Origin of the sequence: Pedobacter cryophilus, assembly GCF_005116455.1 — a bacterium.
GTDB lineage: Bacteria > Bacteroidota > Bacteroidia > Sphingobacteriales > Sphingobacteriaceae > Pseudopedobacter > Pseudopedobacter cryophilum.
In genome coordinates this window covers 35,890-52,528 of record NZ_SWBP01000006.1, presented here as the reverse complement: position 1 = coordinate 52,528, position 16,639 = coordinate 35,890, and the positions used below count along the sequence as shown (strand labels likewise).

At 32.2% G+C, this 16,639-nt stretch carries 17 protein-coding genes; 2 read left to right on the top strand and 15 right to left on the bottom strand.

Translation table 11 applies throughout. The features are described 5' to 3' along the window. Window positions 1-61: 61 nt before the first annotated feature. The 5 genes from FA046_RS14765 to FA046_RS14745 all read right to left on the bottom strand — a co-directional run bounded on the left by FA046_RS14765 (window position 62) and on the right by FA046_RS14745 (window position 6,506). A complete protein-coding gene (locus FA046_RS14765) occupies window positions 62-742 on the bottom strand; it encodes a DUF4412 domain-containing protein (RefSeq protein ID WP_136827311.1) in 681 nt (226 codons plus the stop codon). 64 nt (window positions 743-806) lie between these two features. Next, window positions 807-1,577 (bottom strand): enoyl-CoA hydratase/isomerase family protein, encoded by a 771-nt coding sequence (locus tag FA046_RS14760; protein ID WP_136827310.1) that lies wholly within the window; start codon window positions 1,575-1,577, stop codon window positions 807-809. Window positions 1,578-1,594: 17 nt separating this feature from the next. Further along, window positions 1,595-3,661, bottom strand: a complete 2,067-nt coding sequence (locus FA046_RS14755) for a ComEC/Rec2 family competence protein (protein WP_136827309.1) — start codon at window positions 3,659-3,661, stop codon at window positions 1,595-1,597. Continuing rightward, the gene (locus FA046_RS14750; protein WP_136827308.1) at window positions 3,662-5,674 is read right to left on the bottom strand and encodes a helix-hairpin-helix domain-containing protein; all 2,013 of its coding nucleotides are present in this window, start codon (window positions 5,672-5,674) and stop codon (window positions 3,662-3,664) included. Between the two features lie 31 nt (window positions 5,675-5,705). Next, window positions 5,706-6,506: a PorV/PorQ family protein gene (locus FA046_RS14745; RefSeq protein WP_136827307.1), complete on the bottom strand. Its 801-nt coding sequence runs from the start codon at window positions 6,504-6,506 to the stop codon at window positions 5,706-5,708. 91 nt (window positions 6,507-6,597) lie between these two features. Between FA046_RS14745 and FA046_RS14740 the strand changes: the two genes are divergently transcribed. Continuing rightward, window positions 6,598-7,644 carry a metallophosphoesterase gene (locus FA046_RS14740; protein WP_136827306.1) on the top strand — a complete coding sequence of 349 codons (1,047 nt, stop codon included), beginning with the start codon at window positions 6,598-6,600 and terminating at the stop codon, window positions 7,642-7,644. Here FA046_RS14740 and FA046_RS14735 read toward each other — a convergent pair. The 8 genes from FA046_RS14735 to pdxH all read right to left on the bottom strand — a co-directional run bounded on the left by FA046_RS14735 (window position 7,618) and on the right by pdxH (window position 14,089). Beyond that, window positions 7,618-8,526, bottom strand: a complete 909-nt coding sequence (locus tag FA046_RS14735; protein ID WP_136827305.1) for a diacylglycerol/lipid kinase family protein — start codon at window positions 8,524-8,526, stop codon at window positions 7,618-7,620. The genes FA046_RS14740 and FA046_RS14735 overlap by 27 nt on opposite strands. Next, window positions 8,513-9,601, bottom strand: coding sequence for an AI-2E family transporter (locus FA046_RS14730; RefSeq protein ID WP_136827304.1), 1,089 nt, complete (start codon window positions 9,599-9,601; stop codon window positions 8,513-8,515). The genes FA046_RS14735 and FA046_RS14730 overlap by 14 nt, the downstream gene beginning before the upstream one ends. 18 nt (window positions 9,602-9,619) lie before the next feature. Beyond that, window positions 9,620-9,955, bottom strand: coding sequence for a MerR family transcriptional regulator (locus FA046_RS14725; protein ID WP_136827303.1), 336 nt, complete (start codon window positions 9,953-9,955; stop codon window positions 9,620-9,622). 41 nt (window positions 9,956-9,996) lie between these two features. Then, complete coding sequence (locus FA046_RS14720) at window positions 9,997-10,965, bottom strand: M23 family metallopeptidase (protein ID WP_136827302.1); 969 nt, start codon at window positions 10,963-10,965, stop codon at window positions 9,997-9,999. A 150-nt stretch (window positions 10,966-11,115) separates the two neighbouring features. Continuing rightward, window positions 11,116-11,559, bottom strand: a complete 444-nt coding sequence (locus tag FA046_RS14715) for a YMGG-like glycine zipper-containing protein (RefSeq protein WP_136827301.1) — start codon at window positions 11,557-11,559, stop codon at window positions 11,116-11,118. A gap of 178 nt (window positions 11,560-11,737) precedes the next feature. Continuing rightward, window positions 11,738-12,925, bottom strand: coding sequence for an NADH-quinone oxidoreductase subunit D (locus FA046_RS14710; RefSeq protein WP_136827300.1), 1,188 nt, complete (start codon window positions 12,923-12,925; stop codon window positions 11,738-11,740). A 10-nt stretch (window positions 12,926-12,935) separates the two neighbouring features. Next, entirely contained in the window at window positions 12,936-13,436 is a 501-nt protein-coding gene (locus tag FA046_RS14705; RefSeq protein WP_136827299.1) for an NADH-quinone oxidoreductase subunit C, read from the bottom strand. Beyond that, the gene (gene pdxH, locus FA046_RS14700) at window positions 13,436-14,089 is read right to left on the bottom strand and encodes a pyridoxamine 5'-phosphate oxidase (protein WP_136827298.1); all 654 of its coding nucleotides are present in this window, start codon (window positions 14,087-14,089) and stop codon (window positions 13,436-13,438) included. The genes FA046_RS14705 and pdxH overlap by 1 nt, the downstream gene beginning before the upstream one ends. A 142-nt stretch (window positions 14,090-14,231) precedes the next feature. Here pdxH and FA046_RS14695 point away from each other — a divergent pair, with 142 nt between their 5' ends. Continuing rightward, entirely contained in the window at window positions 14,232-14,795 is a 564-nt protein-coding gene (locus FA046_RS14695) for a YqgE/AlgH family protein (RefSeq protein ID WP_136827297.1), read from the top strand. Here the strand turns inward: FA046_RS14695 and purE are convergent. Both purE and FA046_RS14685 read right to left on the bottom strand, forming a co-directional pair. Then, window positions 14,792-15,304 (bottom strand): 5-(carboxyamino)imidazole ribonucleotide mutase, encoded by a 513-nt coding sequence (gene purE, locus FA046_RS14690; protein WP_136827296.1) that lies wholly within the window; start codon window positions 15,302-15,304, stop codon window positions 14,792-14,794. The two genes, FA046_RS14695 and purE, sit on opposite strands and share 4 nt — an antisense overlap. A 139-nt stretch (window positions 15,305-15,443) precedes the next feature. Further along, window positions 15,444-16,580: a 5-(carboxyamino)imidazole ribonucleotide synthase gene (locus FA046_RS14685; RefSeq protein ID WP_136827295.1), complete on the bottom strand. Its 1,137-nt coding sequence runs from the start codon at window positions 16,578-16,580 to the stop codon at window positions 15,444-15,446. Window positions 16,581-16,639 lie beyond the last annotated feature (59 nt).

Below are 16,639 nucleotides of genomic sequence, written 5' to 3'. Positions count from 1 at the left end.
CAAGTTATAAAAACTTACAAACAGCTTAAAAGCCTTTGAAATAAAATGACAATTGAAAGGATTAGCCTCCCATTTGTTTCATTAGTTCATCAAATGTTAGGGTTTCATAATCTGAAGGAACTGTCATATTAATTTCCGCTACAGTTTCTTCTTTCACTTCTTTTAAGGTCATTTTAGATTTTAAACCACGGGCATTAGTACTAAATTGTACAGGTACACCAACAATACCTTTAAAAGTTGAGGTTAATGAATTTGCAGGCACTTTTAAATCGGTAGTAGCCCAAACTTCAGATAGCTCGTTAGAAATTTTATCGTTAATGGTGTATTTAGTGCAATTGTACCCTGCAATTAGTTTGGTTTCTGTAGTTGCTTTTACTTCTAAATCTTTTTCACCGTATTGCATTTCCTGCATTTTTTCGCCCTGCTCTTTATTCATTTTTACTGCAACTTTTTTGTTTTGCATAGGTACATCAGTTAAGCTTAAGCTTTCTTTGGTGGCGTCGTTATAAACTACCTGTGTAGCAAACATGCCCATATCCATTTTAAATATGCTCATGTCGCCTTTAAAACTTACTTTATATTCTGTAGGTAACATGGCTACCATAGCTTGTTGGTCTGGTGGTAAATCATATACTACGCTATAAGTGATAGAGCCTTCTTTAATTGTTTTTTGTGCGTTGGCAGCAAAAGAAGATCCTAAGCAAATGAATGCAATAAGACCCATTTTTAAGTTTTTAGTCATGTTTTGTTTGTTTATTTTTTGATGTTAATTAGATATTTGTTCTTTGAAAAAGTTACAGGTAATTCTACCATTCTATTTTCTTTTTGTTTAAAAATGCGTTAATTCCATTTTTACAATCATTGGTAGAACGAGCATGAGCGTTCATTTCTGCTGCAAATTCTAAAGCTTCTGTTAATGGTAAATCCTGTACATTATTTAATAATTGTTTAGTTAACGCAATAGATTGAGCCGATGTTGTTTTACAAAGTTTTTCGGCGTAAGCTAAAACTTCTGCTTCTATGTTTTCATCACTACACAAATAGTTTACCAAGCCTATTTGTTTTGCATAATTTGCATCAATTAAATCACCACTAAATAGTAATTCTTTGGCTTTTCCTTCTCCAATTCTTCTGATTAAAAATAGCGATACAATGGCGGGAATAAATCCAATTTTTACTTCGGTATAACCAAATTTTGCTGCTGGAGTGCTAAAAATAAAATCGCAAACAGAAGCCAAACCACAACCTCCTGCAATAGCATGTCCTTGTACTTGTGCAATTACAATTTTAGGTTGCCCATAAATTTGCTCAAATAATCTTTTAAGAAGGTTAGAATCGGCAAGGTTTTCTTCAAACGAGTTAGATTGTAGTTTTTTAAGGTAATCTAAATCGGCGCCAGCACTAAAAACTTCTCCGTTTGCTTTAAGGATAATCACTTTTACTTTTTCATCATGCTCGGCTTTTTCAAAAGCATGGCTTAATTCGGCAACAATTTCTGAGTTTAAAGCGTTCCTTTTTTCACTACGATTTAAAATAATGTAGGCAACTCTGTTATTAATTTGGTAATCAACCAGCATTGGGCTTAAGTATAAGTTTATAGTTTAATTTCTACCGCATACGCTCTTTTTAGCACATGCGTATTGGTGTTTTTATCAATCAATTGTTTTTGTAAGCCTTTTATTACAAAATCTCTGTTTTTGCCATCTATAAAAATATGATGAGCCTTATTGTTTTTTAAAATGCTATTTACATTGTAAATTTTATCTCCACCTAAAAGCAACCAATCAACTTTTGAAGCGGTAAAAATATTATTTTTATGATTGATTATTTTAAGTCGACGACCTTCAAAATTAAATAATTTTTCGTCTTCTGTTAGGTGAGGATTTACATATTCTATATAGCTCACATGGCAACTATCTAAATAGGGTTTCACCGAGAAGAGATAGGTAAATTCATTAGGGTCTAAATCTGTAATTAAGGTGGCACTTCTTCCTTTTATTAAAGCTACAGCTGTATTTTTTCTTAAGCTAAAAAACATGACTTGCTTTTGTTGAATGTGTTGATATTGCTTATAACCTACATCAATAATAAAAATTAAAGTAAGCAATAAAGCATATTTTAAATAGAGTAATTTCTTATAACTTATTAAAAATAAAGTTAATATGATATAAAACAGGATAATTTCAAAGGAGTTTACCCAAATTTGAGAAATACTGGCGTACTTAACCTGCTCTATTTGAATAAGCCCTTTATTGGTGAAATCTATCAATTCGTTTAAAACGATGCCTAATGCTTTTGTTAGCGGAATTAACCAACTTGTCATTAAAAATGCCAAACCAACATACATAATTAAGGCGGCCGGTATGGTGATAAATAGGTTGCTTACAATAAAATAGAGCGGGAATTGATGAAAATAGTATAAACTAATAGGCGTAGTTGCCAATTGTGCGGCTATGGAAACCGCTATACTAGCCCAAATAAATTGGAGAATTTTATTTTGAGGCTCGTAAAGGGCATAAATTTTTGGTTGTAGATAAATTAATCCTGCTACGGCAATAAAAGACAACTGAAAACCAACATTGGTTAGGTTAAATGGATTATAAATCAATAAAATGAAAGCAGAAATAGCAATTACATTAAAGATATTTACTTTTTTAGATCTTGCTTTAGCTATTAAAACAAAAGTGAGCATAATGGCAGCTCTTTCTACCGATGGATCTAAACCAGATATTAAAGCATAAAACCAAATTAGGCTAATCATAATGATGGCTTTGGCAATTCGGCTTTTCTTATTTTTATCCATAAAGCGAAGTAAAAAACCTAATAATATCACCACAATAGCCACATGCATTCCAGAAACGGAAAGTACATGCATGGTTCCTGTTTTGGAATAAGCGTTTAAAATATCCTGACTTAAATCTGATCTGTAGCCTAAAATTAAGGTAGAAGCTACAGATTGAGCATCTTTATATTCCAAATATTTCTTGAATTTTTCTACCTGTTTTTCTCTATATGCTAGTGCAAAAGCTTTTATAGGATTGCCTTCGTTTTCTCCAATTTTGATAATTTGCTTTTGATTGATGAAACTTTGGTGGTAAATCTGTTGATAGGAGAGGTATCTTTTATAGTCAAACTCTGATGGATTGTAAGCCGGTTCTGTTTCTTGGAATTTTGATTTAATGAGCAATAAATCTCCATAGTGAAGCTTTAAGTTTTGAGTGGTATCAAATCTTAAAGCTAAAAGAAGCTTTCCTGATGTTTTCTGTATGCCTTTTTGTGTGACATTGTTTTTAACTTCTACATTAAAACGGGCAACATCATTTTTGATTTTTGGTTCCTCAGTTAAATAAACAATGAGTTCTTGTGCTGGGAGTTTAGAGAAATGGTTTTCTTTTTCTATTTCCTTACGTTGATTACAAATAATAATTCCCGAGAGGAACATTAAACTGTAGATCAAAAATCCTGGTATATAAGTGTTTAAATAAAGTTTATCTTTTTTAAAAGTAATATTGAAATAAACTAAAATTAAGAAAATAATAGCCCAGGGTAAAAACCAAAGTAAATTTGGGCTTAGGTTATAACTTATAGAAAATGAAATGCCGGCAATAAAAAACAAAGCTAAGCGTAAAAAGGGAATCTCCGTTTTAAAATAAGCAATCATCTAAAATTGAAATCTAATTTGAGCCTTAATTTCTGATCGGCTGTTGCCTTGTATTTCATCTAAACCAGAGCCTACAGTGGTTTGGTCATTGTATTTGGTAATGCTATATCTCAACCAAAAATCAACTCCTCTTTTTAGGTTATAGCGAGCATTAGTATAAAATCTTATTCCTTTTTCTTGAAATCCAGGGATAGAAAATCCGTAAAGTACATCATTTTCATAAGCATAAATTCGGGTATCAAATCCATCCGTTTCAAACATGGCTAAACGCATATTTCCAGATAGTTTAGAACTTAATGGGCTGTAATTAATATCTTGATAAGCTAAAAATCCAAATCTATTATTGGTGTTTTCTTCATGATATTGAACAATTTCTAACCTGTTTTTTAAACTAAAATTTTTATTGATCTGGTATTGGGCATCAAGTCTGTAGTTAGATTTTTTTACAAATTCTAAAGTGTTCACAAAAATTTGATTGGCAGCATTTTGTTGTTTGTTTTGAAACTGATACCTCAAAATAAACTTTGTTGTTTTATTAGGGGCAAATGTAAACTGACTAAATACATCATATCCTGTTGATGGGGCATCTACTCTAAATTTTAACCAAGGAAATTTAAAAAGATCGGTGTAAAAATTAAGTTCAAATTTTCTGCTTGGTTTAATTTGTAAGCCTCCAAAAAAACCTTTTTCGTTAACAGCAGTGCTACTTTCTCCAATTCCTTGGTTGTAAAAAGAAAAGTAATCTTTTTGATAATTTCTATGAAATAACACCATAGAAACCGCAGGCGATAAGCTACTTATTAAACCGTTTACATAAGCAAAACCATAGTTTAAGCTATGTGCAAACTCTCCAAAGAAATAAGTGTTTTTTAAGGTGTAGCTATAGTTTATACCCGCATTATTTAAAGAATTACCGGTGAAATCAAATTTGTTATACAGGGAATTTCCGGGTGCAAAGTTTTTACTGTATTTAGAGTGATAAGCTGTTAAGCCAATAGATAGTTTTTTGTAATTGTATTGCAAATTTCCACCAAAAATAAACTGACCTATCCTGTTTTTATTGTTTAATTCGCTGTTTGTGCGGTGTAAACCACTTTGTTGTAACGATGAAATATCTTCGGCATTGGTAATAGGATTTAAAGCAATACCGGCATCTAAATTAATGTAAGACACAAAAGGAGTAAAGTCAAACTTGCCTAAATTAATTTGAGTGGCTACCCCTCTAAAATAGGAATACTCATTTACAGATGTGTAAGCTCTTAAACCTAAATCTTGTTTTGCAACAGTAAAAATATCAGCACCTTTACCAAAGCTTAATCCACTCCAAAGTGTTAATCCTTGCCCAAATTGAAGGGTATAATCGCCAAAGGCTAATTTTTTTAATTTCCTTAAATCTTTAATATATAAACTAGCCGATACAAAATCGGGTCCGGTTTGGTTGTTGGTATTATTCCAATATTTTTCCCCAGGGTCTTTCTCTACGTTTAGTGAAAACTGAATGTTATTGCTGTAAGCAAATCGGTAACGGGTTAAAACTCTTTCGGGAGTCCCTAAGTATCTGGAAGTAGAACCTGGTGAATATCCTTTTTGAGCTTCTAAATAGCGGTTGTATCTTATTAAAATATCGTTTCTTCCTTCTTTAAATAAGTTTTTAAAAGAAAAATTCTCAAAGCCCGATGGGGTATTTATCCCGGCAAAATAAAGTAGATTTTTGATGGTTTCTAAATTAAAACCATCAATACTTTGTAACTCTAACTCATCAATTAATTTTCCATTTATGGTAATGTGATTTAATAAAGCATTGATTTGTAATGGGTTTAAGAAAACTAATTCTTGTAATTGTTCTCTACTTGTTTTATTTAAATTGATTTTATTTCTTCTGTAATAATTTAACCGGTCAACCAATTCGGTATAATCAAAATCTTCTGCTTGATTATCTACAATAGATTCTATAATGTATTCTATAATAGGATCATTTGTTTGCTGAGCATATACTGTGTTGAAGCTAAGCATCAAAAAACAAATACATAAGAATAATGATTTCTTAAAACTCATACCCTATAGCTATTTGTGGTGAGTAACCTAAAACAGGATGAGATGCTATGGCAAAATCTAAATTTAATTTTTCGTAATTGATGCCAAAACCAGCAAACTGTTTAAATGGATTTACAGAAATGCCACCTCTAAGGGCTACAAATTTCACTACTTTGTACTCTAAGCCAACTTTAAAATCAGCTTGATTGTCTAGCACTTTTTCTACTTCAGAACTGATGGTTAATTGATCAGAAAACAGGTAACTGGCTCCAAATTGAATGTGGGCAGGAATAATTTGTTCTGTTTGTTCGCCATATTTACTTTGATTGGGGTTGGCAATATGGGTTCCTAACCAAAGTTTTTCAAATGCTTGGTACTGTAAACCCACTTCTACAGAAAAGCTTTGGGAATTTCCGTAATTGTCAATTTTTAATTGATGATAATTTAAGTTGATGGCAGCCAGTAGTTTAGGTCCAAATGATTTAGCTAAACTTAACCCGGTTTTTACTTCATTATAAGCATCAACTCCATAAGATTGAAATGAGGCTCCCAACGCATAATTTTTAATAGGAATAGCAAATACCGCCGATTGTGTACTGAGTTCTTTTACGCCAAATCTGTTTTCATAACCAGCAGAAATTATTGGATTTTTTAAGCCTGCAATACCAGCTTGATTTTTTTGAGCACTCCAAACATCCTGTAAAGCAACCCCAGCACCGCCCATAGCTGTTATTCTGGGACCGTAATTTATTTGTGCTTGAAGTTGAAAATTAGAAACAATAAATATGATTAGAAAGTAAAATCTCTTCATGCAGTATAATTAAGATCCTGAAAATAAGTAATCATTATTAAATTACTGTTAGAATTTAATTTTTTTAAATTTTTATTGTAATTTAAGCAGTATGTCTACACAAAAACTTACTTATGAAGTTCTTTTAATTGGTGATTCTGGAAATGTAAAAAGAAATAAACCAGATGAGCTGTTAGAATTAATGAAAGTTCATTTGCCACATGACGAAGCATCAGCAGTAATTTTTTTGGGTGATAATGTTTATCCAAAAGGTTTTCCATCAGAAGATGATCCGCTGAGAAAAGATGCAGAAACTGTTTTAATTAAACATCACGAAGCTTTAAAGGATTATAAAGGAAAAGTGATTTTTATTTCGGGTAATCATGATTGGAATAAAGGAAAAGAAGATGGTTTAGCCTATTTTTTAAGACAACAAAATTTTTTAAAAGATCTTTTTAAACAAGATGATATTTTTGTGCCTGAAAATGGTTGCCCCGGCCCTAAAGAATTTAATGTAAGTGATGATTTAGTAATAGTAGCCATTAATACACAGTGGTGGATACAAAAAGGAAATAAACCTCTAGGAAAAAATGAAGGTTGTAACATAGAAAATGAAGAAGACTTTTTTATCCAGCTAGAAGAGATTCTTCATCGAAACCAGTTTAAAAGAATATTAGTTTTAGGGCATTATCCTATTTATAGTTATTCTTTGCATGGTGGGCGCTATAAGCTAAAACATCATTTATTTCCGTTTACACTTTATAAAAAAAATGTTTATTTGCCTTTGCCATTAGTAGGCTCTTTATTGCCTTTGTACCGTAAATATTTTGGAGCCAAAGAAGATCTTTCTCATCCAAGGTTTAAGATTTTGAGGGCTCGTTTAAAACAGATTTTTAAAAAATATCCTGGTTTAATATATGCAGCAGGGCATGAGCATAACTTACAATTTATAGAAAAATATCAAATAAATTATGTGATTAGTGGGGCAGCATCTAAAGCTACTTATGTTTTAGATAGTAAGCATTCTCGTTTTGGAATCTCGGCAAAAGGTTTTTTTAAGCTTAAATTTTACTCCAATAAAAAAGTTGAAATTGAAGCTATTATTGTAGATGAGAAAAATGAGGCGGGTGAATTAGTTTACGATGGTTGGATGGTTTAAATTGGCTAAAATAATCACTTTTAAAACTTTAGGTAAACAAGTCAGTTCAATTTCTTTTACCTTTCCTAAAACCTCACCATCTACTTGTAATAACGTTCTTCTTTTACAAATAACCTTCGCTTTTGTACATTTAATTACCTCAAAGTATTTTGATGTTTTAAGTTTATTTCTAAACATTTGATAAGCAATATTAAACACCAAATATTTAGGAAAAGGTTTTACAATACAAATCTCAAACAAACCATCATTTAACTTCCCATCAGGGTTTATTACGGCGCCAGTGCCATACATAGTAGCATTAGCAAAAGTTAAAGAAACAGCACTTACTTTTTTTGTTTGATCATCATAAAAAATTGTAAATCTTTTTCTTTTTATGATGAAAATTTCGGCAAATAAATGTTTTCCGTAGGTTAATAATCCTCTTTTCTTATCAAGCTGAAATCGTTTTACGATACTGGCATTTAAACCTACATCAGCTAAATGAATAGATATTTCTTCGTTTACCTTCAATAAATCAATCTCAATGGTTTTCCCCTTGATAATTAAATCTAAACATGCCGGCAAATTCTCTGGAATTTGAAGCTCTTTTGCCATCCCATTGGCAGATCCGTAGGGAATAATGAGTAAAGAAATATTGGTTTTTTGGATGATGCCGGAAACCAAGTTTACGGTTCCATCTCCACCAACAGCACCTACAATATCAGGTTTAAATAAATCAATTGATTTTTTAATTTCTAAGGCATGGTGATTTGTTCCCATTTCATAAAAATCAACCTCATAATCATATTTTATTGCATGTTTGATGATAATTTCATGAATCTTAAGGTTAGACTGTTGCCCAGCCTTTTGGTTAATTACAAATAGAACTTTAGTCTTTACCATTTTCCTCTAAAACTTCATCCTCTTCGGGATTAAATTTGCTGTCAGTTTCATCCATTAATAAGGTAAATGGTTTTAATTGCTGCGAGTTAGTTAATAGCACCTTTAATACTCCCATTGCTGGGATAGCGATAATCATGCCTGCAATTCCTAAAATTTTACCACCAATAAGTAATGCAATAATTGCCGCAAGGGCGTTAATACTTACTTTATTACCCATTATTTTTGGGGTGATGATATTTCCCTCTAAAAACTGAACCACTACATAAACTCCAATTACACCCACAGCATACCATGCGCTGTCTTTTGTAATTAAAGCCATTACCAGGGGTAGGGCACAACCAATAAAATTTCCTATAAATGGAATAATAGTAAGAATTGCAGAAAATACACCAAAAAAAATGGCGTATGGAATACCCAGCATAAATAGCCCAATGGTATTAAGTGAGGCCACAATGATGATGATTAATAAAAGACCAGAAACATAACCCTGAATCACTTTTTTGATTTGCAGAATCCAATTTTTATCATCTTTCTTTTTTACCGGAAAGTAGCTCAATAACATGTTTTTAAAATTATTGCGATACAGTAAAAACAAAAAAACGTAAATAGGAATTTGAATAATTATAGCAATTACACCAGAAGTAGAAAGTAATATAGAACTGGCATAAGAACCTGCATTTTTAAAAGAATCACGCAGTAAAGAATCTTGTTCTTTGATATTTAAACCAAAGTAATTTTCTATTAATGTATGTGTGTTTTGTACAAGTTTTTCAAACTTGGTTTCTAAATCAGGTAAATTTTTAATTAACTCGGTAAGTTGTACACTTACCAAATAACCAAATAAACCAATGATGCCAATAAATGAAAATAATGTGATGAGGATGGCTAAAATTCTGGGTATTTTTTTTCTTTCTAGCCATTGATTTACTGGCATTAAAGCAAAAGCTATAAAACAGCCAATAAGCATAGGTATAAAAATATCACTACCCCAAATCAGCATAAATATAATTAATGCGGTAATAAAAAGCAGTTTGTATGCGTAATCTAATTTAGATAGTACGTCTTTTTCAATCATAAATAAAGTTTATAAGTTTTAGAGTTGATCTTTTAATTCGGTCATAAAAGATTTTAATTTTTCTAAGGCATCAATCACTTTTTGTTGTTCATGTACCTCGTTTTTATTAGATTTTAAATGCTCCTTAGCACCTTGAATAGTAAAACCTTTATTCTTAATTAAGTTGAAAATGATTTTTAAATTATCAATATCCTCAGGTCTAAAAAGTCGGTTTCCTTTAGCGTTTTTCTTAGGCTGTAAAATGTCAAATTCCTTTTCATAAAACCTAATCATAGACGTATTTACTTCAAACATTTCGGCAACTTCTCCAATTGGATAGTACAATTTGGCTATTTCTTTTTCTTTATAAGGCATATTTAGCTGTGCTGTATTTTTATAATTTTTGTTTTAAAACACTAATCTAAAGATTGATTATCTCTTGATGCTATTTCTAGCATCGTCATATATTCTGAAGGTGTTAAATCATTAAAAAAGAAATTTATTGGATTAATAGGTTTTTTGTTTTTATAAACCTCGTAATGGCAATGCGGACCAGTAGAAGCTCCAGTATTGCCTACAAAACCAATCACATCACCCCGTTTAATTCTTACTCCAATTTTTACTTTAAACTTACTCATGTGTGCGTATTTGGTGATATAGCCATAACCATGATTAATTATTATCCTATTTCCATAACCTCTCTCTGCACCGGCTGCAATTACTACGCCATCTCCGGTTGCATAAATAGGAGTTCCAATAGGTGCAGCAAAATCTAACCCTTCATGCATCTTTCTTATCTTGTATATAGGGTGCATTCTATAACCAAAACCAGAAATAGAACCTCTAAGTTTTCGGCTATCAATAGGTTGAATAGCAGGGATAGATGCCATCATTTTTCCTTTAGAATTTACCGCTTTAGCCAATTCATCATAAGATTTAGATTGCACATAAATTTCTTTAGAAAGCATGTCTATTTTCTTGGTAGTCTCTATCATTAATTTAGAGTAATTGTAGTTATCTAAATTTTTATATCTGTTTATACCACCAAATCCGGCTTTTCTAACTTCTAATGGGATAGGTTCAGACTCAAAAATAACTCTGTAAATGTTATCGTCTCTTTCTTGCAAATCATTCATCACCACATCCATTTGCTTTAATCTGCTTTGCAAAATTTCATATTGTAAGCTTAAAGAATTGATCTCTCTTTTCAACTGCTTTTCTTTAGGCGAATCTAAAAATGTATAAGCCAAAGCAATAATGATAAAAGAAAAAACTAAAGCAGTAGAAAGGAAACCTAAACCTTTTAAAACTTTAACCCCAATACTTAATTTAACCTTTTCGTACTTAAGCGTTTGTGAATTAAAATAATATTTTGTTTTCGCCATGAATTGATAATTAATAGTTTATAGCGTTCAATTAAAGTGAACAAAGGTATAAAAATAACTAAAACGGAAAATAGGCTATTAAAATATAAGGCATAAAAAAAGGCTGCCTTAAAAGGCAACCTTTAATGTTTTTAAATTTTATAAATTAGCTTATTGCGCTCTTCCTGTTTTCTTATCGTTACTTCTACCAATAATATAACCAGCACCTGCGCCAGCAACACCACCTATAACAGCACCACGACCAGATTTTTTATCAATTAATGCACCACCAACCGCTCCGGCAGCTCCTCCAATTACCGCACCTTTAGCTGCAGAACTCCAACCTTTTTTCTGGGCAGGAGCGGCAGTAGTGCCACTTGAATTTGAAGAATAATTATTTGTTACTGATGTTTTGTTTGCAGCAGCAGCGGCAGCAATTTTTTGTTCTTCTAAAGCTGTTTGTTCATCAGCCTTAGCTCTTTCAAAACTATCTAATCTTAGGCTATCCTTCATTATTTTAACAGAGTCAATCTTATCATCAGAACTTGCTTTGTATTTATTATTACAAGCGGCTAAACTAACCGATATCAATATTATACTCATTAACTTTTTCATAACTTTTATTTTAGTGTTTTATTTTTTTGCTTTTTTGTATTTTAATACATTTCCTACTATGTCAAAACAATGCCAAGTTGTTTGGCGACTTTAAAAGCTGTTTTAACATTCATTTTAAGAGGTTTATTGTATATATTTTAGTACAAAAAAATAAAATATAAGGGTAAATCATAAAAAACTACCTGTCTACTTCTCCTAAAACAATATCTATAGAACCAATAATAGCTACTAAATCAGCTATCATTACACCTTTAGAAATCTCAGGAATAACAGAAAGATTAGAGAAGCTTGGCCCTCTAGCTTTTACCCTAAAAGGTTTATCTGATTTTCCATCAGCTATAAAGTAAAAACCAATTTCTCCTTTTGGATTTTCAGATCTGATATAAAAATCTTGCGCTTTAGGGACAATCTTTTTAGGCGCTTTTGCTCTTGGGTCAAAATCTGGAGTTCTTTTATGTTCTTTGGTAAGCTTCTCTGTACATTGTTCAATAATTTTGAGCGATTCGGCAATTTCATCAATTCTAACTTTATAGCGATTCCAGCAATCGCCAACTGTTCCAATTTCACCTTTGGCGTAAGGAATTTCAAAATCCAACTCGGGGTAAACCGAATATTCATCTACCCGTCTTAAATCATATTTTAATCCAGATCCACGTAACATAGGACCAGAACAACCATAATTAATAGCCACATCTAAAGGTAAAATACCCACATTGGCTGTTCTAGAAATAAAAATTTGGTTATCAGTTAATAACTCATTTAATTCCTTCATTTTAGGTTTAAAGTAAGCCACAAACTCTTGGCAACGTTCTTCAAAACCAACGGGTACATCATAAAATAAGCCGCCAACCCAAATATAATTGTAAAGCATTCTAGCTCCTGATGCCCACTCTAACATATTCATAATATGTTCACGATCTCTAAAACACCACAGAAAAGGAGTGAAGGCGCCAATATCAATACCATAAGTACCAACAGCAATTAAATGAGAAGCAATTCTGTTAAGTTCACAAACTAAAACACGTATGTATTCAACTCTTTTAGGAATATCGTTTTCTATGCCCAACATTCTTTCTACACCCATTACAAAAGCATGGTTGTTATTCATAGATGCTAAATAGTCCATACGGTCTGTGTAAGGGATTATTTGAGCATAGTTAAGTGCTTCTGCATGTTTTTCAAAACAGCGGTGCAAATAGCCTAAATGTGGAATTACTTCTTTTACAATTTCTCCGTCGGTTATTAATTCTAATCTTAAAACACCATGTGTACTGGGGTGTTGCGGACCTAAATTTAAAACCATTTCTTCTGAAGAAACCGAATTGATTTTATGCTGATAGCGAGTGAGTGCTTCTTGATAGTTCATTAATCGATATTTATAAGTCGATTTTAATTTGATGGTAACGCTCTGCTGTTTTATAATCTTTCCTTAAAGGATAACCTTCCCAATCATCAGGCAAAAGAATTCTTCTTAAATCTGGGTGGTTTTCAAAGTAAATTCCTAATAAATCAAAGGCTTCACGCTCATGCCATTCGGCAGTTTTCCAAACGGTACTTACACTTTTAAAAACAGGGAGATTATTTTCATCTCTGTCGTTTTCAAGCATTACTTTAAGCACTATTTGATGATTTTTAATGATAGAACTGAGGTGATAAACTACTCCAAATTTCTTTTGCTCTACACCATAATCAATTCCGCTTAAGCTAGAAAGAAAATCAAACCAAGTTTCTGGATGATCTCTCAGCGTAAGGCAAACATCCGAAATAAAATTGGGGTGAATAACTAATGCAGGTTGAAGATGCGATCTTTCCTCGGCTATAATTACCTCATCTCCAAACTTGGCAATTAAAATTTCTTTAACAATATCAATAATCATTAGGGTGCCAACCTTTCAAAACGCCAGGATTGGTCGTTATTTTTTAGATAAACAATTCTATCATGTAAACGGCTGGTTCGGCCTTGCCAAAATTCTATTTTATTTGGGATTACTCTATAACCACCCCAATGTGAGGGTTTTGGAATGTCTTTGTAATGATATTCTTTTTCTAAATCAGCTAATTTATACTCTAAGAATGATCTGTTTGGTATGGTCTCACTTTGTGGCGAAGTATGTGCGCCTAATTGGCTTCCTTTTGGTCGGGAATTAAAATATTCGGTAGCTTCTTCTTCGGTTACTTTTTCAACGGTACCTTCTATTCTTATTTGTCTTTCTAAATCGCCCCAAAAGAAAATTAATGCAGCATGTGGGTTTTCTTCCAGTTCTTTTCCTTTTTGGCTGTTGTAATTAGTGTAAAATACAAAACCATTTTCATCAAATTCTTTGAGTAAAACAATTCTGGCTGATGGAATACCGTTTTTACTGCTTGTAGCAATAGTCATCGCATTAGGTTCAGTAACTTTAGCATTTAAAGCTTCTTTAAACCATTTAGAGAATTGCTGAAACGGATTTTTATCAATATCGCTTTTAGACAAAGAAGCAGAACGGTAATCTTGTCTTAAATTTTGTATGGTTGATTTTTCTATACTCATCACTCAACAAACTTAATCATTGTGTAAATGGTTTTAAAGCAATATTAAAACATTTGTTAATTTAGAAATTAAATAATAATAAAAACCTTGTACGCTTATTGCTCGTTAAAAACAATATTAAATAACATTTTAATAAATTGATATGATAAATAAACTCTCTCCTGCACAAGGAACACTATTAATATCAGAACCGTTTATGGCAGATCCTAATTTTAAACGTTCGGTAGTTTTGCTGGTAGAGCATAAACCGGAGGGTGCTTTAGGTTATATTATTAATCAGAAAAGCGATTATTTATTAAGCGATATTATTCCTGATTGTTGGGATGCTAATTTTATGGTTTATTTGGGTGGACCTGTGGCTACTGATACTCTACATTTTATTCACAAAGTACCAGATAAAATACCAAATGGCATTGATTTAGGAAATGGATTGTATTGGGGTGGTGATTTTGAGAGCCTGAAAATACAGATCAATAATTACAATATTAAAGAAGATGAGGTTCGGTTTTTTATAGGATACTCTGGTTGGACTGATGATCAACTCAATGATGAATTGTTGGTTAACAGCTGGATTGTATCTAATAAATACAACCCAGATATGATATTTGATGATTCTGAAGCAGATTTATGGAAAGAAGCAATTATTAATATGGGAGAAAAATATGCCCATATTGCTAAATTCCCAATGGACCCGGCTTTGAATTAATATTCGGAAGGAAACCCTTCGTTTTTTAGATTCTCTGCTGATTCTTCAATCTTTAGTTTTAAATCATTTTTAAATTTGATCAGTCTGTCTGCAATTTTAACATCGGCAATGCTCAACATTTGAGCGGCTAAAATTCCTGCATTTCTGGCTCCATTTAAAGCAACTGTAGCCACCGGAATACCATTTGGCATTTGTAAAATAGAAAGAACAGAATCCCAACCATCAATAGAATTACTTGATTTTATAGGGACGCCAATTACTGGTATAGAAGTGGTAGAGGCTACCATGCCTGGTAAATGTGCTGCGCCACCTGCGCCAGCAATAATTACTTTTAAACCTCTGCTTGCGGCAGTTTTTGCATAATCAAACATTCTATCAGGAGTTCTGTGGGCAGAAACTACTGTTAACTCATAATCTACGCCTAATTCTTTTAAAACATCAGCGGCTTCTTCCATAATGCCCAAATCAGAGCGACTGCCCATGATGATTCCTATTTTTGGTTTTGTCATTGTGTTATAATTTTAACCACACAGAACGCTGATTTTGTTCGTAATGGCTTGTTTATGTGTATGATTTTTAACCACAGAGAACACGAAGTTCACAGAGGCTGAGTTGATGAATTTTTTGTCATTTTTAATGATCAAAAATTTATGCTTTTACTTTAATATGTTCTTTAACAAATTTTGCTTTTTCTATCGCTTTTTCTCGGTTTTCATCAACAATAGTGATGTGTCCCATTTTACGGAAAGGTTTGGTAAACTTTTTACCATAAAGGTGAACATAAACGCCATCTTTCTTTAAAATTTCTTCTAAACCTTCATATTCTGCAATGCCTTCATATCCTTCTTCGCCTAAAAGGTTAATCATAATGGCATTAGTTAGGCATCTGGTATCGCCTAAAGGCAAATTAAAAATAGCTCTTAAATGTTGCTCAAACTGTGAAGTGTAATTTCCTTCTATAGTTTGGTGGCCACTGTTATGCGGCCTTGGCGCTAATTCATTTACCAAAATTTGGTGGTCTTTGGTCAAAAACATTTCTACCGCTAAAATTCCTACAATTTTTAAACTGCTGGCAATTTTTTTAGCAATGTTTTCGGCCATTTGCTGGATATCAAAATGGTATTCTGATGGAGAAATTAAAAATTCGACCAAATTAACTTGCGGATTAAAATCCATTTCTACCATTGGGAAGGTGGTCATTTCTCCATCCTCATTTCTGGCAACAATTACCGCAATTTCTTTTTCAAAATCAACCAGCTTTTCTGCTAAGCTTGGTTTATCAAAAGCTTCATCCAAATCATTGGCATCAGCAATTTTTTTAACACCTTTTCCATCATAACCATCTCTCCTTAATTTTTGAATAAAAGGGAAGTGAATATTTGCGGCTTTTAATTGCTCTCTCGAATTAAACAATTGAAAATGAGAGGTAGGGATGTCGTTTTCTTTAAAAAACTGCTTTTGCAAGCCTTTATCCTGTATTAATCTGATGATTCTTGGTTGAGGATAAACGACTACACCTTTTTTTTCTAAATCTTCTAAGGCCTCAATATTTACTTTTTCTATTTCAATAGTGAGCAAATCAAGGTTTTTTCCAAACTGATAAACAGTTTCATAATCTCCTAAAGAACCTACTTCAAAATGATCACAAATATTTTTGCAAGGCGCATCTGGATCTGGATCTAAAATACTAATAGAAATATTGTAATTAATGGCTTCCTGTATCAGCATACGACCTAACTGACCGCCACCTAAAATACCTAAACGAGTTTGTGTAATTGATTTCATTTTTATTTTTAAACTACTGCGTTTGCTGAGTTTGTATTTTTTTATTTAAAAAATTTATT

Excerpts from the sequence above, each read along its gene's own strand:
- FA046_RS14740 (WP_136827306.1), top strand. The coding sequence starts at position 6,598 with ATGTCTACACAAAAACTTACTTATGAAGTTCTTTTAATTGGTGATTCT.
- FA046_RS14705 (WP_136827299.1), bottom strand. The coding sequence starts at position 13,436 with ATGATTATTGATATTGTTAAAGAAATTTTAATTGCCAAGTTTGGAGAT.
- FA046_RS14715 (WP_136827301.1), bottom strand. The coding sequence starts at position 11,559 with ATGAAAAAGTTAATGAGTATAATATTGATATCGGTTAGTTTAGCCGCT.
- FA046_RS14765 (WP_136827311.1), bottom strand. The coding sequence starts at position 742 with ATGACTAAAAACTTAAAAATGGGTCTTATTGCATTCATTTGCTTAGGA.
- FA046_RS14685 (WP_136827295.1), bottom strand. The coding sequence starts at position 16,580 with ATGAAATCAATTACACAAACTCGTTTAGGTATTTTAGGTGGCGGTCAG.
- FA046_RS14725 (WP_136827303.1), bottom strand. The coding sequence starts at position 9,955 with ATGCCTTATAAAGAAAAAGAAATAGCCAAATTGTACTATCCAATTGGA.
- FA046_RS14695 (WP_136827297.1), top strand. The coding sequence starts at position 14,232 with ATGATAAATAAACTCTCTCCTGCACAAGGAACACTATTAATATCAGAA.
- FA046_RS14710 (WP_136827300.1), bottom strand. The coding sequence starts at position 12,925 with ATGAACTATCAAGAAGCACTCACTCGCTATCAGCATAAAATCAATTCG.
- purE (WP_136827296.1), bottom strand. The coding sequence starts at position 15,304 with ATGACAAAACCAAAAATAGGAATCATCATGGGCAGTCGCTCTGATTTG.
- FA046_RS14720 (WP_136827302.1), bottom strand. The coding sequence starts at position 10,965 with ATGGCGAAAACAAAATATTATTTTAATTCACAAACGCTTAAGTACGAA.
- FA046_RS14760 (WP_136827310.1), bottom strand. The coding sequence starts at position 1,577 with ATGCTGGTTGATTACCAAATTAATAACAGAGTTGCCTACATTATTTTA.
- FA046_RS14730 (WP_136827304.1), bottom strand. The coding sequence starts at position 9,601 with ATGATTGAAAAAGACGTACTATCTAAATTAGATTACGCATACAAACTG.
- FA046_RS14755 (WP_136827309.1), bottom strand. The coding sequence starts at position 3,661 with ATGATTGCTTATTTTAAAACGGAGATTCCCTTTTTACGCTTAGCTTTG.
- pdxH (WP_136827298.1), bottom strand. The coding sequence starts at position 14,089 with ATGAGTATAGAAAAATCAACCATACAAAATTTAAGACAAGATTACCGT.
- FA046_RS14735 (WP_136827305.1), bottom strand. The coding sequence starts at position 8,526 with ATGGTAAAGACTAAAGTTCTATTTGTAATTAACCAAAAGGCTGGGCAA.
- FA046_RS14745 (WP_136827307.1), bottom strand. The coding sequence starts at position 6,506 with ATGAAGAGATTTTACTTTCTAATCATATTTATTGTTTCTAATTTTCAA.
- FA046_RS14750 (WP_136827308.1), bottom strand. The coding sequence starts at position 5,674 with ATGCTTAGCTTCAACACAGTATATGCTCAGCAAACAAATGATCCTATT.